Consider the following 19,617-nt stretch of genomic DNA (forward strand, 5'->3'; position numbering starts at 1 on the left):
GTGCTTAATGTTTTTTGAACTCTCGTCCCACAAACTGAACAATCTTGAGTCGTGAAATGGGGAGGAACAGCAATACAAACAATCCGATAAATCTTGGCAAAATAATTCAACCATTCAGTGAATTGATACCAAGAAGCATCAGAAATAGACTTGGCAAGCTTACGGTTTTTGACTAAGTTTCTTACCTTTAAAGCTTCATAAACTACCAGATCATTAGACTGGACTAACGCCAAAGCGTCTTTAATTGCTTTGTCTTTACGTTGTCTTGACAACTTAAGATGAAGCCTAGCTACTTTTATCCGTTGCTTGTGATAGTTGTTAGACTGTTTCTTTCCTTTGCGAAATTGTTTTGATAATTTCCTTTGTGCTTTTTTCAGTCGTTTTTCTGACTTTCTTAAATAACGTGGATTCTCTACAGTATTGCCTTGAGCGTCAGTATAAAATTCCTTTAACCCTAAGTCAATTCCTGTTATTTGTCCCGTTGGTTTATGTGATTCTTGCCGTTCTACGTCAATCAAAAAGTGGCAATAATAACCGTCAGCAAGTCTAACAACTCTTACCCGTCTAATCTGTTGTTCTGAATAATAAACTAAGGTCTTTTGACTACACCATAAATCAAATTCTCCTGCTTTAAAGCCATCGGTAAATTTAATTTTACGTCTATCATCAGATAGTTGGTAGCCTGTTAGTTTATACTCAACCGAACGGCTATGCTTTTTGAATCGAGGAAAACCCTTTTTCCCCGGTATCTTAGCATGACAATTCTGGTAAAACCGATTAATTGATTGTCAGGCTCTATCAGCAGCCGATTGACGTGCTTGTGAGTTTAATTTATTAACCCAAGGGGTCCCTTTATTGTTAGCTAGTACCGCACAAAGTTTTTGGATATCATTGCGGGTTGTACCCTTATGATCCATCCAATAACGAACACAAGATTTACGCACAAACTGAGAAGTTTTGATAGCTTCATCAAGCTGGTGATATTGCTCTGGTGTTCCGTTTTTTAGCTTTGCTTTTACGACTAGCATCTAACAATTCTCGACCATTGGCTAAGTGGATTATAACACAGTTTACTCACAAATGATAGAATTAAATCGATACTCCGTTGCTAATATTCTGGTCGGATTTCATCCCCCGCAAAGGTGAGCATCTTGTCGAAAAATCTAGCGGGGGCATTCATCCGACATTTTAGGTAACCTTTAATGAGCCTGTTATGCCGATTGGGGATGGGGAAGTGGGGAGCAGGGGAAATTCAACTAAAACCCTAAAACCCAATACCCAACCGCCAAAACCTAAAGCTCAACAGTTAAACCCTAACAGCTAACGCACCGATCGAGCGCTCAATCATTATTATAGAGACAGTAACAAATATTTATGAAACTTCATGCTTATTAATCGCCTTGGCATCGATCGCGGGAAAAAATTCCTTAAAGAGACTATCTTGTTCGGAAATGACCCTAATCCCGAATTAATTGGCATTTTAGGGGTTTATTTCGTGCAGGGCATTCTCGGACTCTCCCGATTAGCGGTTAGCTTTTTTTTAAAAGACGATTTGGCCTTGAGTCCCTCCCAGATGGGGGCATTAATCGGAGTGGCGGCGATTCCTTGGGTGATTAAACCAGCTTTTGGCTTTCTTTCGGATGGTTTGCCTATTTTTGGCTATCGTCGTCGGCCTTACCTCATTTTATCGGGAATTATCGGGGTTTTAGCTTGGTTGGCCCTAGCCACTGTGGTGGAGAATGCTTGGCAAGCGACGGCGGCGATCCTGCTTGGTTCCCTTTCTGTCACCATTAGTGATGTCATCGTCGATTCTTTGGTAGTAGAAAGGGCCCGCAGAGAGTCCTTCACTCAATCCGGTTCTCTACAGTCCTTAACTTGGGGAATATCGGCGCTAGGCGGCTTAATTACGGCTTATCTCGGGGGTTGGTTACTGGCACACCTCGGTACTCGTCCTGTCTTCGCTCTCACGGCTATTTTTCCCCTGATTGCCTCCGCCATGGCGTTTTTAATTACAGAGGAAAAAGTCAAGAATAATGATGATGCACAATCCACGCCCAAAGTCAAGGAGCAAATCGGGCAATTATGGTCAGCAATTAGACAAAAATCAATTTTATTACCCACTGCCTTTATTTTTCTCTGGCAGGCTACTCCTAGCGCCGATTCTGCCTTTTTTTACTTCACCACCAACGAGTTAGGATTTGAACCGGAATTTTTAGGACGAGTGCGCCTAGTCACCAGTTTAGCCTCGATCCTGGGCATCTGGGTATATCAACGGTTTTTAAAAGCGATTTCCTTTCGTTTAATTTTGGGTTGGAGTACGGTGATTTCTGCGCTTTTAGGCATGACTACCCTACTCTTAGTTACCCATACTAATCGAGCGCTCGGTATTGACGATCATTGGTTTAGTTTGGGGGATAGTCTCATCCTCACCGTCATGGGACAAATTGCCTTTTTACCCGTCTTAATCTTATCGGCCCGTCTTTGTCCCGTGGGCATTGAAGCATCTCTATTCGCTTTATTAATGTCTATCTGGAATATGTCGGGATTAGTTTCCCAAGAAATCGGCGCTTTATTAACCCATTGGTTGGGAGTCACCGAAACTAATTTTGATAACCTTTGGTTATTGGTGGTGATTACTAATCTCTCGACTCTCCTACCTTTACCCCTAATTAAATGGCTACCTTCTACGGATCCCCAATCTCAGGAAGTCAAGAAAACTTTTCCCCCCGCAGAAGTCTTTGAACATCATGTTACTGGTTCTTTAGCTGAACCCGGTTTTATACCTGAACTTGTCCCCGAATTAATCGACACAAGAGATTGACAGTTCAGAAAAGGGGTTTCTCAAAGAAACCCCTTTTCTGCCATCTTCATCTTGCTCAATTGAGAACAGCTTTTAACTTTTCCAAGACAGAATTGTTTAACGTAATTTTTCCCATTCTTCTCTACTAATATTTGCTTGTTGTAAAATTTTAGCCAGCAAGCTTTTACTGATATCTCCTTGGTGTGGATTAGGAATCCAGATTTTTAATTTTCCCTCCACCATATATTGATGATTTCCTCCTACCAGAGGACCAGAAAATCCCAGCTTTCTCAACTGGCGAATTAACTCTTTCCTTTTGATGGGGGCAAAAGGTGGCATCAGGCGATTTTTTGTTGAGGGGTTAGATTGATACCGTCAATAATCGGTAACTGATGCTGTAAGCGTAGTCCTAAAATAACCCAGCCTTCCAAAACTTCCTGTAACTGTTCCTTAGTAGCTTCGAGAGTTGTTTCATTAGCATATACTCCCTCAAATCCCGGAATTTCTCCATAAAAAGTACCGTCTTCTAGAACTTCATAAGTTGCCAGTTCCATTGCTTGTTTTAGATATTTTGTTAGCATCATTGACAGGAATAAAGCTCGGTGATTGTCTCGAAGATTGTCGATTTGATGATCAGTTGTTTTGACTCTGGCGATAATTTTGCCCTGTTTCTCCAGAAAACGGGTTTCTCAAAGAAACCCGTTGTCTAGGTTTTCTAGCTGTTGTCTTCGTCTTTGACGATTTTCCGCTTCTAAGCGACTAATCGCTTCTTCTCATTGTAATCCAACTAATTCCATCTCTTGACAATTGCGGTGTGCTTTTGCCAAAGTTTGCTTAAGTTGATCAGAATCCCGGGGAAGCTGAGGAACAAAATCCATATTTAACTCCATTCAAGTTTAATTTATTCGACACTACGCATCAAGGCAGGAATCGGCACTTGGGTTGTCTTAATCACTGTTCCAATCCTCGAACATCTGCCCAACGCTAGTATAACGCTTAAGACGCTCAGGATGTTTTTCTACTTCTTCAATGGCGGCGAGCGTTTCTGTATTAGGAATTTGAACATCAAAGGGAAAACCTTGATGACAATCGACATCAGATAAGGCTGGATGCTGGATTTTTTGTAGGAGAAGCTGTTGTTCTTCGTCAGTTAAAGAAAGGATAATTTGAGCAAGGGAATCAATTAGTTTAGTATTGATTGCAGTAGCAGATTGACTCATATAGCGTTTACATTGTTTAATAGTCTATTTTTGAATTGGCGATTTATGAGCGGTTGTTTCGACTCTGGTGACTCAAGCTAAAGGAGAGTTTTAAACTCTGCCACTGTCAATCCCGCTTGACGAATGATAGATCTCAGTGTTCCCTTAGCCACTTCTCGATGGTCAGGGATGGTGATGCGTCGATAGGGATAGGCTTTTTGTCTGAGTATGATATGACTTCCTCGCTGCCGATCTAATTCGTAGCCAATCTTGCCTAGTGCTTTAACGACTTGGCGACCAGCGATAGGAGGGAGTTCACTCATAATTTAACCTCTACCAGTTCCTCAGAAATTGGTGGTGGAATCGGTTCATTGTGCGCTTCTAGGCTTTCTAGATATAAAGCAATTGCTTCCTGAATGTTGGCGAGTAACTCGAACCGGGTATTGCCTTGAGAAATACAGCCGGGTAGGGAGGGAACTTCAGCCACATAAATGCCATCTTCATCTTGCTCAATTAAGACGCGATATTTCATGGGTTTGTCCTTGCTTTGAATTGATTGGAAGTTAATTATTTTAATCCAGTCTAGCGCGAGTTAGCAACTCCTAGCGATCGCGGCTTATTCCAGAAAAGGGGTTTCTCAAAGAAACCCGTTTTCTATGGCACGGATTAGGGAACCAAGTCCTGTCTTTTGGTAAATTCTATCCAAAAGCCTATCCCCCCCCGATTTTGTCAAGTATCGCTGTTTTAAGCGATTATATAGGGTTTTATCGATGTTTTTCGTCAATTATTCTGGGATGAGGTAGGAGTGAAGATCGATCGCCCTAAGTCCAGAAAACGGGTTTCTTTAAAAAACCCGTTTTCTCAGTTGATGAAATAAGCTAAAATCGAATCAACTCGTTGCCCTCGCCTTATGTTTTCTATCCAAACTACCTACACTCAAGCTCAAGAAAATTTAGCGAGCCTTCTGGATCGACTGGAAAGCGAGAATAGTATGGCGATTATTACGCGCCCTGGTCATAAAGATATGGCACTATTAAGCGCAGAGGAATTAACTGGCTTATTAGAAACCGTTTATCTTTTGCGATCGCCTGCGAATGCTCGAAAGTTATTGGCAGCACTGGAACGTTCAATGGAGAGGGACGTTCAAACAATACCGGGACAGACAGTTACAGAACTTTGTCAGGAGTTAGGAATTGAACGCCAAGAGTAGGGCAATTGTCTTTGATCACCAATTTCGAGAAGATTTAAGATGGTGGTACAAAACAGATAAAAAAATCGCCTTTCGCCTACTCGATCTCGTAGAATCTGTCACCGCCGATCCCTTTACTGGGATAGGCAAACCAGAACCCATAAAGTATCTTGAAGCTAATACTTGGTCACGCCGAATTACCACAGAACACCGTCTAGTCTATCGAGTCAAAGATGACCGCATTGAGTTTTTAGCAGCACGATATCACTATACTTAAACAGCTTATGTATTCCAGAAAACGGGTTTCTCAAAGAAACCCGTTTTCTATGACACGGATTGGGGAACTAATTAAGCTTTGTCGCTGTCTGGCTTTGGCGTTAACTGGCGTTTAACCAATGCACCCAAGCCTAACAATCCTAAACCTAATACAGTACTCGGTTCAGGAACGGTGTTGACAGTGACGAATTCAGTGGTAGTATCGAGCGCACCGGCGAATGTCCCGACTTTGCCGCCAGGAAATTGCAGACTGGGATCGACGGGATAGAGCTCAGTTCCACCTGACGCGCCGTAGAAAGTTGCGCTATCGTTGGAAGCTATCCCGTCAAAAAAGAAAAAGTTGCCGATATCGCTGCCCAGTACATAAACTAACCCGTAGAAGTCAGGCAGCCCGTGGGAGAAGGCGGGGACGAGGGAGTTGCCAGAGAATGACATCATGTAGTCGGTGACTTCACCACTGAAGGAGTCAATAAGACCATCATTATCTAAATCTTCGCCGGTAAACATCCCGGTGACGGTAGCACCTTCGGAGTAGCCACCTTGGAAGAAGTTGAAGGAAGCGGCGCTGGCGGGGAGGACAGTCAGTACAGCGATCGCGCTAACTGTGCCAGCGAGGACAACACCAGCCAGAGAGATAGATTTGAAGTTAGTTGTAAAATTCATGGGCAATTTTGGGCAAATTCCACCAGCATTTTACCCCCCCCCCCGATTTTGTCAAATATCACTTTTTTAAGTCCAGAAAACAGGTTTCTCAAAGAAACCCGTTTTCTCAGTGCGATCGCTTGTGGAAGATCGGGTTTAGGATATTTGTAATCTTTGATACAAATCTCTCGATCATCTGTTCTTAAGATTAAGGCTGGTGTTGCCAATTGATCGGAAAAGAGGCCGGCGCAAGCAGATAAAAACCGCAGAGAAGCTTGTGCCGTGGGATCAAAATTATTAAGCGGAGAATAGCCTCTGACCGGGATTCAACATCAAAATCAGTAGGAAACTTGTCATCGCCTAAGTTAAAGTAACCCCTTATCCACGACACAACACAATAGGAAAAATACTTATGAGTTATGGAACGCGTGTTCAAGCTATCTCTCAAGTGACGGATCGTAAACCCCTACCTAGCAAAATTCCTCAGCGTTTAGAGGCCCTCTGGGCAACCGATGTCTTTACCCTGAGCAAAATGCAGGCCAGTCTTCCCAAAGATGTATTCAAATCAGTCAAAAACACGATTTTAACCGGGGGAAAATTAGACGTTTCCATCGCTGGTACAGTAGCGGCCGCGATGAAAGATTGGGCCACGTCCAAAGGGGCGCTGTACTATGCTCACGTCTTCTATCCGATGACCAACGCCACCGCCGAAAAACACGATGGTTTTATCTCCGTGCAGAGCGACGGCTCGGTGATCACAGAATTTACGGGCAAAGTCTTAGTACAGGGGGAACCGGATGGGTCCTCCTTTCCTAACGGCGGCCTTCGCTCCACTTTTGAAGCGCGGGGTTACACCGCTTGGGATGTCACCAGTCCGGCCTACGTCATGGAGACGGATAATGGTGTCACCCTGTGTATCCCCACGGTTTTCATCTCTTGGACAGGAGAGGCCCTCGACAAAAAAACGCCGCTTTTACGCTCGATTTCATCGATGAGTAAAGCCGCCACCAGGGTGCTGAAGCTCTTAGGACATACGGAAGTCGCCCCCGTTAACTCCAGCTGCGGTGCTGAACAGGAATATTTCCTCGTAGATGCTCATTTTGCCCATAGTCGCCCCGATTTACTGCTCACCGGTCGCACCCTATTTGGTAAACCCGCCGCTAAGGGTCAACAGTTCGACGATCATTATTTTGGCGCGATTCCCGAACGGGTTCAGGTGTTTATGCAGGAAGTGGAGGAAAGAATGTATCGCCTCGGCATTCCGGCCAAAACCCGCCATAACGAAGTCGCTCCCGGACAGTTCGAGATTGCGCCCTTTTTCGAGGCTGCTAACGTGGCCAGTGACCATCAGCAGTTAATTATGACCTTGCTGAAAAGTACGGCTAAAAAACACGGTTTTGTCTGCCTACTGCATGAAAAACCCTTTGCAGGAATTAACGGTTCGGGAAAACACGTTAACTGGTCCGTCGGCAACGCCACCCAGGGCAATCTGTTGGATCCGGGCGATACTCCCCACGCTAATATGCAGTTTTTGTTGTTCTGTGGGGCGGTTATTCGTGGCGTTCACAAGTACGGGCCGCTTTTACGCGCAGTGGTGGCTACTGCCAGTAATGATCACCGTTTGGGGGCAAATGAAGCTCCTCCCGCGATTATTTCGGTATATTTGGGCAGCCAGTTAGAAAAGGTATTCGACCAAATTAGCCAAGGCCGAATTGAGGGTTCTGATGCCCCGGGATTGATGGATCTCGGTGTCGATACCCTGCCGGTATTCCCCAAGGATCCTGGCGATCGCAATCGTACCTCTCCTTTTGCTTTTACGGGCAATCGCTTTGAATTCCGCGCTGTGGGTTCTAATCAGTCAGTTTCCGGTCCGCTGGTGGCGATGAACACGATTCTAGCCGATTCCCTGACTTGGGTGGCGGATAACTTAGAAAGCCGGATGAAAGCCGGGGAAGACCTCAATACTGCCGCCGAGGGTGTTCTCAAGGAGATCATGGACAAGCACAGAAATGTGATCTTCGGAGGTAACGGATATTCCCCGGAATGGCACAAAATGGCGGTAGAAGAGCGCGGTTTGGCTAATCTCCGCACCACTGCCGATGCTTTACCCGTGCTGAAAGCTGATTATATCGAAGAACTGTTTGCCCGCATGGGTGTGTTTACCCCCGTTGAACTGGAAAGTCGTTTTGATGTCTATGCGGAACAGTATTTGCTGGCCATCGAGGTGGAGGCGGAACTGGTGGTAAGTATGGCTAAAACGATTATTTATCCCGCTGCCGTTCGCTACTTGTCGGAATTGTCTTTGGCGATCGCTAATGCTGCGGCGATCGGCATCGAGATGGATAAGGAAAGGGCCCAAACCGTCTCGAATTTAATTAAATTACTGATGGATAGCGTTGGCAAACTGAGTGAGGCCATGGCTAAAGACGATTTTGACTCGATCGAGGAACATATGCAGTATTCCGCTCAAACAATCCGTCCCTTGATGGATAAGGTGCGCGAATATGCTGACACGCTGGAAGGAGAAGTGGCCGACAATTTCTGGCCGCTGCCTACCTATCAAGAAATGTTGTTTGTTAAATAACAAGACGACAAGGAGGGGGTAAATAGGCTGAAAAAATGATTGGCCACCCCCTTCTTTTTAGCTCTGGTAGTTTTAAGTTATGTTAAGAAAAGTAAATCCAAACCTAAAACTACCATGGTATTAACTCCGACAATTGGCGAAAAATCCTATAATCGTCAGGATTGGCAAAAAGGCTATCAATCCCAACCTAACGAGTACGATTACGAGGTAGAAGACATTGAGGGGCAAATTCCCCCCGATTTACAGGGTACAGTCTTTAAAAACGGCCCCGGTTTACTGGATATCGCTGGCACTGCGATCGCTCATCCCTTTGATGGGGATGGTATGATCAGCGCGATTAGCTTCAACCATGGCCGCGTACATTATCGTAATCGTTTTGTGAAAACTGAGGGTTATCTCCAGGAACAGAAAGCGGGAAAACCCCTTTATCGCGGTGTTTTCGGCACGAAAAAACCGGGGGGAATTTTCGGCAATGCTTTTGATTTGCGTCTGAAAAATATTGCTAATACTAATGTTATCTACTGGGGTGATAAATTACTGGCACTTTGGGAAGCGGCCGAACCCCATCGCCTCGATGCTAAAACCCTTGATACTATTGGTTTAGACTATCTCGATGGTATCTTAGAAAAAGGCGATTCTTTTGCCGCTCATCCTCGCATCGATCCCGCTTGTATCTTCGATAATTATCAACCTTGTCTGGTAAATTTTGCCATTAAAACGGGTTTGTCGAGTGCTATTACTCTCTACGAAATTAGTCCCACGGGTAAGTTATTACGTCGTCATACCCACAGTATACCGGGCTTTTGTTTTATCCACGATTTTGTTATTACTCCCCACTACGCTATCTTTTTCCAAAACCCGGTTGGTTATAATCCTTTTCCCTTTCTTTTTGGGTTAAAAGGTGCGGGAGAATGCGTCATCAATCAACCGGACAAGTTAACTAAGATTATTATTATCCCCCGGGATCCTAACAAAAGAGAAGTGAAAGTTTTAGAAACTCCATCAGGTTTTGTCTTCCACCATAGCAATGCTTTTGAACAAGGGGAGAAAATTTATATTGATTCTATTTGTTATCAATCCTTACCACAACTGGATTCAAATAGCAGTTTTCAATCGGTAAATTTTGATAGTTTAGCACCCGGACATCTGTGGCGATTTACACTAAATTTATCAGAAAATACGGTTACAAGAGAATGTATTCTAGAGCATTGTTGTGAATTTCCCAGCATCAATCCTGCAAAAGTTGGTCGAGATTACCGTTATTTATACATCGCTGCCGCTCATCATGCCACCGGTAATGCTCCTTTGCAAGCAATCTTAAAACTGGACCTATTAACGGGAGAAAAACAATTACATTCTTTTGCTCCCCGGGGATTTGCGGGTGAACCAATTTTTGTGCCTAAACCCGATGGAATTGCTGAGGATGATGGTTGGTTATTGGTAGTTACTTACGATGCGGCCAATCATCGATCGAATGTGGTAATCTTAGATGCTAAAGATATCACTAATTCCCTAGGGGTTATCCATCTTAAACATCATATTCCCTACGGGTTACACGGTAGTTGGACTGGACAATGTTTTTAAGTTAATTCCCTAGGGGTGGATTTTCAATCCACCCTGACTAAACTTTACTCTTGAGAGCCTTCTTGTAGTAGCCAAAAACCGGCGAAGGATTCCGATTCAGGGTTAGATTGAATGGCTAAAAAATGCAGATTATTGGCTTTTTGTTTAGCTTCTTCAAAGTTTTTGGCTTCGTTTAAAGTCTCGGCATTAGTGACGTTGACGAGAATCCAGCTATCACTAGCACCCGTTTCTAAACGTAGCAGAGGACGAGAACCAGTTTCTAACTTTAAATAGGCCATTTCTAACCCTGACATCCAACCAGCTAATGGTAAAGCGCGGGGGGAAAAAATAACTAAACCGGGGATTTTTAGATTCTCATCTAATCCCATTCCTAGTATGGGCAAATTTTCTCCGAAGCTAATATCCCAATCTTTTAAATCATTAAAAGAAGACAATTCTAGCGTGACAAAGGCCCATTTATCTGCCTTATCTCCCCGGACAGCATCGGGAAGGGGAACAGCATTTAAAGGAGGATAATTCACGGAAGCGGTTTTAGTTAAATTTTGATCATAACCAACTTCTTGAGGGTAGAAATTAACCATTCTTTCTTCTATCCATCTAGTGAGAGCATGAGTGCGACGACTAGGGGAAGCGGGAATACCGATATCCTCGCAAGCTTTGCTAATCATGTTATTCATCTGACGACGGAAAAAGCGAATTTTTTTGGGAGTTCCCCCCGCTGCCTTGATAGCTGCAGTAATTGCCTCTCCCAACCATTGGGAATTAACCATAGTATTAGGACAATAACTGGCATATTTAAATATTGTATCGGAGGAGCGATCGATTGTTGCCGGAGTTTCACAGATTAATAATTCCCATCTTTTTTTATTATTTTCATCCAGCACCGGCCGCGAATAAAAATCAAGTTCCCAAATAGTCATATTTTTTTCAGTTATCAGTTATCAGTTATCAGATTTGAGTTTTAAGTGAACAATATTAAGTGGCAAGTTCCGAGATGTCTTTTCACTGATTACTGCTCACTGTTTACTGTTTACTGCTCACTGAAAAATCCCCTATCCCCGACAACAGTACGAACCCGGTAGATAGGACGTTTTTGGGATTCATGGTAAGTTCGCATCAAAATTTCTGCCAAAAGACCAAAACAGAGTAATTGTACCCCAGTTAAAAAGAATAACACGGCCAGGATTAACAAAGGTCGAGCGCCGATTTCTTGTCCGAAACCGAGTTTGAGAATAGTCAGATAAGTGCCTAAAATAATCCCCACTACCATGGATAACAGTCCGTAGACTCCAAAAATGTGCATCGGACGGGTGAGGAACTTTTTCATAAAAAAGACAGTAAATAAGTCCATAATCACGCGAATTGTGCGACCTAAACCATATTTACTCTGTCCGAACCGTCTAGCGTGGTGATTAACGGGAATTTCGGTTATTTTTGCCCCTTCAATAAAAGCTAACGCGGGTAAAAAGCGATGTAATTCCCCGTAGAGATTCATATCGGCCACTAATTCGGCTCGATAGGCTTTCAAAGAACAACCGTAGTCGTGTAATTTGACCCCTGTTACCTTTCCTATGATCCAATTAGCTATTTTTGAGGGTAAAAGCCGTTTTACCCGGTCATCTTGGCGATTTTTGCGCCAGCCACTCACGAGGTCATAACCTTCCTCTAATTTGGCCAATAATAGGGGTATATCATTGGGATCGTTCTGTAAATCGCCGTCGAGGGTAACGATGACCTGTCCCGTGGCATAATCAAATCCGGCAGCCATGGCGGGGGTTTGTCCGTAGTTGCGTCGCAATATTACCGCCTTGAGATCATCGCGATTTTTGGCTAAATTAGTTAAAACCTCGGTGGAACCGTCCTTAGAACCGTCGTCAACACAGATAATCTCGTAGTTAATTTGATAAGAACGCAAAATCGTGGCGATACTCTCGACGAGATGGGGGATACTGTCCACTTCGTTATAAATGGGAACCACTACCGATAAAGTCTGGATAGCAGCCTGCGGGTTTGGTTCATTGACACTGATGGACGGTGTAATCGGGTACATAGTTGACTGACGCTGGGACGTTTTGGGGCGATTGTATCACAATTCAGTTATCAGGAGATAGGAGACAGGAGACAGTATTCAGGAGACAGGAGACAGGAGACAGTATTCAGGAGACAGGAGACAGGAGATTATTTTTATTTATTCTCCCCTCTCCCAATTCATAATTCATAATTCATAATTCATAATTCCCACTCCCTGTTCCCTGTTCCCCTTTCTCTGTTTCCTTTTTGGCTAAAATTGCCTGACGAAAACCTAGGACGACGAGAATATTGGAGAGGGTGAGGAAAAGTTCGGCGCTACCGTGTAACCAATCGACGTTGGCTAATTCTTGACCATAGTGTATCTTGGCGTAGATACCGGCAGGAATGGTGATAAAAACGAATATTAACAGCACATAAAAGCCAATTAGGGCTAAATGGGGCATTTTTCCCGAACGAGTGACAAACCAAAGAAACCCCAGATAGGGAAACAGGGAAATGGCAAATAAACTCTCTTTATTCATTGTTAACGCTAATTTTACTGGAACGCCACAGCCACCAACCGGCAGCACAGAGGGTAAAATTTCCTAAGACAGTCATGGCTGCCTGTAGGGTGACTAACCAGGATAAGGCACTGATATTATCAAAAAAATGCCATGTACAGGCACACATAGCCCCAATTAAAGCGGGTAACATTCCCCAAGATAACATTCGCCACGATCGATCGCTACTGATGTCGCCATAGGTCCAGACTAACCAGATTGCCGCTATCCATTCTACGACACTCGATACATGAACTATCCACGTCGGTATTGATAAAGCATTCATTTTTTTTATAGGAGAGAGGAGACGGGAGATAGGAGACAGGAGATAGGAGACAGGAGATAGGAGATTGTTTTTATTTATTCTCCCCACTCTACACTCCCAATTCATAATTCATAATTCATAATTCCCACTCCCAATTCATAATTCATAATTTAGAATTTATAATTCCCGAAAAATTTTCTAGCCATTTAATCACCTGTTGACCTAAACTAAGATTGTTTAATCGATCGATCTCGCGAATGCCGGTGGGACTGGTGACATTAACTTCCGTCAGATAGCCACCAATCACATCTAATCCGACAAAATATAGGCCATCTTCTCGTAATTTTGGGGCTAAAGTGGCACAGATTTCTAATTCTCGATCGGTGATTTCTGTTTTTGCCACCCGTCCACCCACCGCCATATTACCGCGAAATTCCGAACCGGTGGGAATACGATTAACTGCCCCTATCGGTTCACCATTGAGGACAATAATGCGTTTATCTCCTTCTTTGGCAGCTGGTAAATAATCTTGAATCATTACCGGTTCTTGTCCCCATTTTGTGCTAATTTCAATCATTGAATTGAGATTGCGATCTTCGGGACTAAGAAATAAAATTCCCTCCCCTGCTTTGCCCCCCAAAGGTTTCATAACTGCCGCCCCTTTTTGGTTGACAAATTCCCTAATTGTCGCTTTATCTTGGGAAACAATTGTGGCGGGCATTACCTGAGCAAAATGAATAGTGTATAACTTTTCGTTGGCATGGCGTAAACCCCTAGTTGAGTTAATTACTTGGGTTTTTTGGGGGTCGATCAGGTCTAATAAATAGGTGGCATAAAGATAGGCAATCGTCACGGGTGGGTCTTTTCGCATCCAGACAAAATCGAAGTTTTCTAGGCAGGTAAAAACTGTCTCTTGTCTTTGATACCATTGAGATACAGCCACCCAATGATTATCTTTTAACTCCACGGGAACCAGTTCAATTTTAGTTAGTTTTGCCCAAGCTTTTCCCGCAATCGCACTGAGATCAGTGATGGAAGTCATCCAGACTTCATGGCCTAATAATTGGGACGCTTCCATGATAGCTACACTGGTATCATGGCCCGGCTCTAAATACTCGATCGGATCGATAATAAAGGCTAGTTTCATTAATAGTTTTTATCCTTAATTCTGCAACAGGGGAGCCAAACCACCACTTCTATCTAAAGCATAGATGTCATCGCAGCCCCCGATGTGTTGATCGTTTATAAAAATTTGTGGTACACTTGTACGACCATTGGCTCGATCGGACATTTTGGCTCGCGCTCTTTCATCACCATCGATACAATATTCGGTAAACTCCACCCCTTTTTTCTTGAGTAATGCTTTAGCGCGGATACAGAAAGGACAGGAACTCCAAGTATAGATCTCAACATTAGCGGCCATAAAATTTATCTCCCTTCTTTACATATCTTAAATTTTAGCCGATAACCGAGCAGTGATCTTCCTTCAGGTCAGAAAACGCCAATTAGGGCGATTCCACTGATATATTCCTTGTATTTCCTATTCTTCACCGTTTTGAAAGCGAATACGGCAACTAACAGGGGGGGAGTCATCCTCACTTTCATTTACGGCGTTGTCAGATCAGAATAGGTAAAGATGCAATGCAATCCTTGCTATCAAAGTAATTTCAGTTCCGGTGCTGATTCGGAGCATCTTTCAATTTGACAACGCCCATTGTAGGGCTAATTCATGAATTAGCCCTACACCTATTACCTCACAGGTAAACCCGTCGCAACTATCGGGAGCGTCTGTGGGAATCCATTCCCATGAGAGTCCTAAAAAAGCTGATTTCAAAGGGTGACGATCCACGATAATCTAAGTATTGGGGAAATCATACCGTAAAATCACTCTTCTATGACACCACGCTCGCTCACCGTTTTGCTGCTTTCTGTTCTTTTCTGGCTGTCTAGCTGGCTTATCATCCCTACTGCTCAAGCTTTGACCCCAATTCAACTATTAGATGTATCTTATAAAGACTGTCCCCCCGAATTAGCCGAGGGGAGTGTCACCAGTGGGGGAACCAGTTTTCCGGCTAATTGTTTTTTAATCACCGGCAAAGCTAAAAATAATTCTGGAAAAACCGTCTATGATGCCGATGTTTTTGGTCGGATTTACGATGCTAACGGGGAACCGGCTTTACAAAATCGTAGCCGAGTCGGGGCAATTCCCGAAGTGCCACCGGGGATTAGTGATTTCGAGATCAGAATTTCTGTTTCTACCAATCAACCAACCCCCTTGCGACTGGAAAAATTCAAAGCTTCCGGTTTTACCAGTAGTGTGGATCCGCGGATTTAGAAACTGCTACTGACCAGACTGCTGGCCCCTGTGGCTACGACACTCTGAACGACGTTGAGCAGCAGGAAAGCGAGGATCGGGGACAAGTCCATCCCGCCTAGGGGTGGGATAATCGAGCGAAAGAGGTTTAAATAGGGATCGGTAATCGGACTGAGAAAAGACATAATCTGATAGGCCCAACCGGCATTTTGGAACCAAGTCAGTAAAACCCTAACAATTAGGATTACCGAGTAAATTTGCAGGAAATTGTTGATTATCGTCAAAATAAACCCTATATCGCTCATAAATAAATCTTTCCTCAAGAGGGCGTGATGGTTAGTTTAGCTTTGATCTTACCAAAAAAATAGTCTTTAGTTACTCTCGCCGCCCTATTTTGGTGGTTTTAACTGGCTATCGGCATTCATCGGGGTTGACGGACACCGGCTAAGAAAACTGGATAACAGTACCAATTATTGTCAAGGATAAGTACCTAAGCAAAATTAATTACACATCTAAGCCACTACTCCGTCAGACTTCTGGTGTGAGGAAACAGTGAACTGAAAACTCAAATCCGATCCCTAATAGCTGTTTCCCGTCTCCCGTCTCCTGTCTCCTGTCTCGACTAGGAAATTAATTTTGCACGACTACTTATAGCTATAAAAATGAGTAACTTTAAAAAGCTTTAGGTAGGTTTTTGGTTTCTGTAGTTAATCCCAGATGGTATCATTGAATTATTGGCCACACCTGCACTGAGTTATCAGTCTGGTTAATTTTTTCGGAAGAGAGATTTATTTTCTAATTTTGTTTCTAGCATCGTATTTTTGCTATTTGTCAACCTAAATTTAACCAATAAAATAAGGACGCTGCCAATTGCGTCCTCAAGGTATCTGGAAAAGGCTTTTTTCCTAGACTTTCCGAGAGTAGTATTCCACTACTAACAGTTCATTAATCGAGAGGGCAATCCATTCTCTTTCCACAACGCCATTAACTTTGCCCACGAGGGTATTTTTGTCAAATTCCAAATGACTCGGCAGGTTGGCTAAACCGGGGTATTCCATATTTCTTTTGACTAGATCCTGGGAACGCTCTTGATTTCTAACTCCAATCACATCACCCGGACGGCACTGATAACTGGCAATATCCACAACTCTACCGTTAACGGTGACGTGACCGTGATTGACTAATTGTCGCGCCCCCGGAATTGTCCCGGCCATACCGAGACGGAAAACGGTATTATCCAGACGCATTTCTAAGAGTTGCAGCAGCACCTGACCGGTGGAACCAGTAGCCCGGCGAGCTTTGCGGACATAGCGAATTAATTGTTTCTCGCTGACACCGTAGTTAAAACGCAGTTTTTGTTTTTCTTCTAGACGAATGGCATATTCTGAACGTTTTTTGCGGGCCTGGCCATGTTGCCCTGGTGCATAGGCACGACGGGCATTTTTACGGGTTAGGCCCGGTAATTCCCCTAAACGACGCACAACGCGCAAGCGCGGTCCTCTATAACGAGACATACAGACAGTCTGCTCCTATTTAAATTTATCCCAAAACTGTTATCATAGCACAAATTGAGCAATTTAGTTGGGAAGTGGGAGTAGGGAGTGGGTAGAGGGAATTATGAATTATGAATTATGAATTGGGGAGCGGGGAGTGGGGAGCAAAAAGCAGCAAGATTGGATCGGGGTATCCTGACTCCTGACTCCTGACTCCTATCTACTGAGGGCAGGTGATGTATTTTTTTCGTTAAAGATGAGGCTAATCTCCCCCATCTTAGGGCATACTGTGAGTGTAACGAAGCACTATATTACTCAGGTTGCTTTCCCACTCCTTCCCTAGCCGAATCTCTATCTTGGAGAAGCCATAGTCATGATCGAAATGAAAGTCGCTGGAATTGCCCTAGACGCTATCACTCGCAGTCCCATTGTACTGCTGAAGGATGGTTCTGAGCGTCGCGCCCTACCTATCTACATCGGACAAGATCAGGCTAAGGCCATTATGACCGTCCTCGAACAACAAAAACCCCCTCGTCCTCTCACCCACGATTTGATCGTTAATATTTTTAAAGCTTGGGACATGGATTTAGAAAAAATTATCATCCATTCTCTCCAAGATAATACTTTTTATGCTGTTCTCTGTCTCCAGCGCGGCGAAGTCAAAAAAGAAATCGATTGTCGTCCCAGTGATGCGATCGCTATTGCCCTGCGTACCAACAGTCCCGTCTGGGTAATGGAAGAAGTGATCGCTTCCGCTTCTATTCCTGTTGATCGTGACGCGGATGAAGAGGAACGTCAAGCTTTTCGCAATTTCGTCTCCAATCTTAGCCCCTCAGACCTGATCCAACGTCGCGGTGATTTTAGTGATCAGTGATCTTGAAGCGGTCAGCCGTCAGCCGTCGGCTAGATAAAAATGATAATAACAGGGAAATTATTAGGGGTCGAGAATAGAATCGCCCCCATCCCCTCCCATTCGGAACCTTACATGAGACTTTCGCCTCATACGGATATTGGAACCCACATTCCGCACCCTCAACTGTCACATAATAGCTCCTGCAAGCGTGGTGTTTGATTACTGCTAATTCTAACGGAAAATCTTGCCCCTTGCCTCTTGCCTCATCTCAACAAGCAATTTAAATGCGCCGGCAGAGCTTATCCAACAAGGTTTTGAGATTTATTCAGCCAGCCCTATTTAACGATCGCTGCCGTTTTCCTGTACCGATCCTAACTGTTGACGCACATCATCGATCGCTAGATTTAACTGGGCAATTTTATCTTCTAAACTGCGGCGGGCCATTTCCATGCCTTCCTCGGGAGTCAAGCGCCCATGGCGGATACCCTCCACAAAGGACTGATTATCACCAGCTGCTAAACCGCGGCGGCTGCGATTAGCCAACACTGTCCCCAAAACACCGCCCACTAAACCACCGACAATCGCACCGGCTAAAAAACCGCCCGCAAACCCATCTCGCTGACTCATAATCCGTTTTTCTCCTAATAGGTTCCAAAAGCTCGATCGCCGGCATCGCCCAACCCCGGCACGATGTAACCACGGCTATTTAGTCCTTCATCGATAATAGCCGTATAGATGTTCAAGCTGGGATAATTTTGACTCAATTTCTGTAAAGCCGGCGGGGCAGCCACCACGGAAATCAGGCGAATTAGGGCAGGATCAACGCCTCTGCTGGTAATTTCTGCCATTGCCGTTGAAATTGATCCCCCCGTGGCTAACATCGGTTCGAGAATTAACACTCTCGTGGCCGGATCAAAACTAGCCGGTAATTTATTTAAATAACAACTCGCCTCTAGGGTTTCCTCATTTCTGGCTAAACCGAGATGATAGGTACTAGCTAGGGGTAAAAGACTTTGCGCCCCTTCCAACAGGGCTAATCCTGCGCGTAAAATCGGGACTACGGCGATCGGTACGCTAGGATCGATAAAAGTAGCGGGACATTCCGCTAGAGGGGTTTTAACGCTAGTTTCCAGGGTCGGCAGCCATTGCCGCGCCGCTTCGTAGGTTAACCAGCGCCCTAGTTCCGTCATCGCTGTTTTAAACAGTACCGGGGGGGTATTTTGATCGCGGGCGATCGCCAGCCAATGCTTAACCAGAGGGTGTTCGGGAACGTAGACGCGCAGTTGTAAAACCATGAAAACACGAGAACTCGATCGAGGGCTAAACTTTATCTTAAGCCAAAAAGCCATCAGCCTTGAATTAGTTATCAGTTTCTGAAGGCAAGGGGCGACAGGCACTCATGCAAAAGAAAGAATCTGGCAATTCTCCTACCTAAAAAGAAGGGTAAAAACTAAGTACATCAAAGCTTTTAGCTTAACCAATTAGGTTTTAGATTCGGCCTTTGGTATCGGTTATCAGTTCACTGATGACTGAAAAAGCCCTTGTCAGAGGTCTGCCCGAATATGTAACAATTTATGGGAGAAACCCCCAGCAAATTTAACGAGAAAAACATGGCAGCTACAATTAAGAAAGGAGCTTTAGTCCGCGTGGTGACGGGAAACCTAGAAAATAGCCTCGAAGCCCTAGCCAGCGATCGCCGTTTACCCAGTTATATGTTCAACTCGACAGCAGAAGTCTTGGATGTAAAAGATGATTACGCTTTGATTAAATTCTATGTTCCTACCCCCAGTGTGTGGCTAAAGCTCGAACAACTGGAACCCGTCTGATGAGGATATTGCCTCATCCATA

At 44.2% G+C, this 19,617-nt stretch carries 25 protein-coding genes and 1 pseudogene; 9 read left to right on the forward strand and 17 right to left on the reverse strand.

From position 1 onward, the window contains the following. Window positions 1-1,028: pseudogene (locus IM450_RS15540) on the reverse strand (RNA-guided endonuclease InsQ/TnpB family protein); the annotation flags it as partial. 356 nt (window positions 1,029-1,384) lie between these two features. Between IM450_RS15540 and IM450_RS15545 the strand changes: the two are divergent. Beyond that, window positions 1,385-2,821, forward strand: a complete 1,437-nt coding sequence (locus tag IM450_RS15545) for a folate/biopterin family MFS transporter (protein WP_287671373.1) — start codon at window positions 1,385-1,387, stop codon at window positions 2,819-2,821. A 96-nt stretch (window positions 2,822-2,917) separates the two neighbouring features. On the opposite strand, the gene IM450_RS15550 is transcribed toward IM450_RS15545, so the two are convergent. From IM450_RS15550 to IM450_RS15570, 5 genes are all read right to left on the reverse strand, one after another. After that, window positions 2,918-3,139 (reverse strand): type II toxin-antitoxin system HicA family toxin, encoded by a 222-nt coding sequence (locus IM450_RS15550; RefSeq protein WP_287671371.1) that lies wholly within the window; start codon window positions 3,137-3,139, stop codon window positions 2,918-2,920. Next, window positions 3,139-3,384, reverse strand: a complete 246-nt coding sequence (locus tag IM450_RS15555) for a type II toxin-antitoxin system HicB family antitoxin (protein ID WP_002766798.1) — start codon at window positions 3,382-3,384, stop codon at window positions 3,139-3,141. Before IM450_RS15555 ends, IM450_RS15550 begins: the two co-directional genes overlap by 1 nt. Before the next feature lie 363 nt (window positions 3,385-3,747). After that, window positions 3,748-4,020 carry a type II toxin-antitoxin system RelB/DinJ family antitoxin gene (locus IM450_RS15560; RefSeq protein ID WP_002803538.1) on the reverse strand — a complete coding sequence of 91 codons (273 nt, stop codon included), beginning with the start codon at window positions 4,018-4,020 and terminating at the stop codon, window positions 3,748-3,750. A gap of 77 nt (window positions 4,021-4,097) precedes the next feature. Further along, a complete protein-coding gene (locus IM450_RS15565; RefSeq protein WP_002733933.1) occupies window positions 4,098-4,322 on the reverse strand; it encodes a type II toxin-antitoxin system HicA family toxin in 225 nt (74 codons plus the stop codon). Further along, window positions 4,319-4,531: a type II toxin-antitoxin system HicB family antitoxin gene (locus tag IM450_RS15570; RefSeq protein WP_008199545.1), complete on the reverse strand. Its 213-nt coding sequence runs from the start codon at window positions 4,529-4,531 to the stop codon at window positions 4,319-4,321. The genes IM450_RS15565 and IM450_RS15570 overlap by 4 nt, the downstream gene beginning before the upstream one ends. 378 nt (window positions 4,532-4,909) lie before the next feature. Between IM450_RS15570 and IM450_RS15575 the strand changes: the two genes are divergently transcribed. Both IM450_RS15575 and IM450_RS15580 read left to right on the forward strand, forming a co-directional pair. After that, window positions 4,910-5,209 (forward strand): type II toxin-antitoxin system Phd/YefM family antitoxin, encoded by a 300-nt coding sequence (locus IM450_RS15575; RefSeq protein WP_002763657.1) that lies wholly within the window; start codon window positions 4,910-4,912, stop codon window positions 5,207-5,209. Next, the gene (locus IM450_RS15580; RefSeq protein ID WP_012264430.1) at window positions 5,193-5,465 is read left to right on the forward strand and encodes a Txe/YoeB family addiction module toxin; all 273 of its coding nucleotides are present in this window, start codon (window positions 5,193-5,195) and stop codon (window positions 5,463-5,465) included. Before IM450_RS15575 ends, IM450_RS15580 begins: the two co-directional genes overlap by 17 nt. A 71-nt stretch (window positions 5,466-5,536) precedes the next feature. Here the strand turns inward: IM450_RS15580 and IM450_RS15585 are convergent, their stop codons facing one another. Further along, complete coding sequence (locus IM450_RS15585) at window positions 5,537-5,971, reverse strand: PEP-CTERM sorting domain-containing protein (RefSeq protein WP_287671365.1); 435 nt, start codon at window positions 5,969-5,971, stop codon at window positions 5,537-5,539. A gap of 33 nt (window positions 5,972-6,004) precedes the next feature. On the opposite strand from IM450_RS15585, the gene IM450_RS15590 reads away from it, so the two are divergent. The 3 genes from IM450_RS15590 (at window position 6,005) to IM450_RS15600 (ending at window position 10,274) form a co-directional block, all read left to right on the forward strand. Then, window positions 6,005-6,277 carry a hypothetical protein gene (locus IM450_RS15590; RefSeq protein WP_287671363.1) on the forward strand — a complete coding sequence of 91 codons (273 nt, stop codon included), beginning with the start codon at window positions 6,005-6,007 and terminating at the stop codon, window positions 6,275-6,277. 241 nt (window positions 6,278-6,518) lie between these two features. Continuing rightward, window positions 6,519-8,690 carry a glutamine synthetase III family protein gene (locus tag IM450_RS15595; protein ID WP_046662456.1) on the forward strand — a complete coding sequence of 724 codons (2,172 nt, stop codon included), beginning with the start codon at window positions 6,519-6,521 and terminating at the stop codon, window positions 8,688-8,690. A 114-nt stretch (window positions 8,691-8,804) separates the two neighbouring features. Continuing rightward, on the forward strand, window positions 8,805-10,274 hold the full coding sequence (locus IM450_RS15600) for a carotenoid oxygenase family protein (protein ID WP_287671359.1): 1,470 nt from the start codon (window positions 8,805-8,807) through the stop codon (window positions 10,272-10,274). 44 nt (window positions 10,275-10,318) lie between these two features. Here IM450_RS15600 and IM450_RS15605 read toward each other — a convergent pair whose 3' ends face one another. The 6 genes from IM450_RS15605 to grxC all read right to left on the reverse strand — a co-directional run bounded on the left by IM450_RS15605 (window position 10,319) and on the right by grxC (window position 14,532). Further along, on the reverse strand, window positions 10,319-11,194 hold the full coding sequence (locus IM450_RS15605; RefSeq protein ID WP_287671357.1) for a Tab2/Atab2 family RNA-binding protein: 876 nt from the start codon (window positions 11,192-11,194) through the stop codon (window positions 10,319-10,321). 110 nt (window positions 11,195-11,304) lie between these two features. Next, window positions 11,305-12,324, reverse strand: a complete 1,020-nt coding sequence (locus IM450_RS15610; protein WP_287671355.1) for a glycosyltransferase family 2 protein — start codon at window positions 12,322-12,324, stop codon at window positions 11,305-11,307. Between the two features lie 172 nt (window positions 12,325-12,496). After that, window positions 12,497-12,826: a DUF3593 domain-containing protein gene (locus IM450_RS15615; protein WP_002803529.1), complete on the reverse strand. Its 330-nt coding sequence runs from the start codon at window positions 12,824-12,826 to the stop codon at window positions 12,497-12,499. Further along, window positions 12,819-13,130, reverse strand: coding sequence for a DUF2499 domain-containing protein (locus tag IM450_RS15620; protein WP_002734463.1), 312 nt, complete (start codon window positions 13,128-13,130; stop codon window positions 12,819-12,821). Before IM450_RS15620 ends, IM450_RS15615 begins: the two co-directional genes overlap by 8 nt. A gap of 142 nt (window positions 13,131-13,272) precedes the next feature. Next, window positions 13,273-14,256, reverse strand: coding sequence for a glutathione synthase (gshB, locus tag IM450_RS15625; protein WP_287671351.1), 984 nt, complete (start codon window positions 14,254-14,256; stop codon window positions 13,273-13,275). A 15-nt stretch (window positions 14,257-14,271) separates the two neighbouring features. Next, window positions 14,272-14,532, reverse strand: coding sequence for a glutaredoxin 3 (gene grxC / locus IM450_RS15630; protein ID WP_002803525.1), 261 nt, complete (start codon window positions 14,530-14,532; stop codon window positions 14,272-14,274). Window positions 14,533-15,003: 471 nt separating this feature from the next. Here grxC and IM450_RS15635 point away from each other — a divergent pair, with 471 nt between their 5' ends. Next, complete coding sequence (locus IM450_RS15635) at window positions 15,004-15,444, forward strand: hypothetical protein (RefSeq protein WP_002741759.1); 441 nt, start codon at window positions 15,004-15,006, stop codon at window positions 15,442-15,444. On the opposite strand, the gene IM450_RS15640 is transcribed toward IM450_RS15635, so the two are convergent. Both IM450_RS15640 and rpsD read right to left on the reverse strand, forming a co-directional pair. Next, the gene (locus IM450_RS15640; RefSeq protein ID WP_002763635.1) at window positions 15,441-15,728 is read right to left on the reverse strand and encodes a YggT family protein; all 288 of its coding nucleotides are present in this window, start codon (window positions 15,726-15,728) and stop codon (window positions 15,441-15,443) included. The two genes, IM450_RS15635 and IM450_RS15640, sit on opposite strands and share 4 nt — an antisense overlap. Before the next feature lie 600 nt (window positions 15,729-16,328). Further along, complete coding sequence (gene rpsD, locus IM450_RS15645) at window positions 16,329-16,937, reverse strand: 30S ribosomal protein S4 (RefSeq protein ID WP_002798058.1); 609 nt, start codon at window positions 16,935-16,937, stop codon at window positions 16,329-16,331. A 352-nt stretch (window positions 16,938-17,289) separates the two neighbouring features. Here rpsD and IM450_RS15650 point away from each other — a divergent pair, with 352 nt between their 5' ends. Next, entirely contained in the window at window positions 17,290-17,790 is a 501-nt protein-coding gene (locus IM450_RS15650) for a bifunctional nuclease family protein (RefSeq protein ID WP_002803501.1), read from the forward strand. A 318-nt stretch (window positions 17,791-18,108) separates the two neighbouring features. Here IM450_RS15650 and IM450_RS15655 read toward each other — a convergent pair whose 3' ends face one another. Beyond that, window positions 18,109-18,396 carry a hypothetical protein gene (locus IM450_RS15655; RefSeq protein ID WP_002803502.1) on the reverse strand — a complete coding sequence of 96 codons (288 nt, stop codon included), beginning with the start codon at window positions 18,394-18,396 and terminating at the stop codon, window positions 18,109-18,111. 14 nt (window positions 18,397-18,410) lie between these two features. Continuing rightward, the gene (gene upp, locus IM450_RS15660) at window positions 18,411-19,064 is read right to left on the reverse strand and encodes a uracil phosphoribosyltransferase (RefSeq protein ID WP_046663119.1); all 654 of its coding nucleotides are present in this window, start codon (window positions 19,062-19,064) and stop codon (window positions 18,411-18,413) included. Between the two features lie 315 nt (window positions 19,065-19,379). Here upp and IM450_RS15665 point away from each other — a divergent pair, with 315 nt between their 5' ends. Continuing rightward, complete coding sequence (locus IM450_RS15665; protein WP_002758722.1) at window positions 19,380-19,595, forward strand: NAD(P)H-quinone oxidoreductase subunit O; 216 nt, start codon at window positions 19,380-19,382, stop codon at window positions 19,593-19,595. The last annotated feature ends 22 nt before the right edge of the window (window positions 19,596-19,617 follow it).

The organism is Microcystis sp. M083S1 (genome assembly GCF_020246405.1).
GTDB lineage: Bacteria > Cyanobacteriota > Cyanobacteriia > Cyanobacteriales > Microcystaceae > Microcystis > Microcystis aeruginosa_C.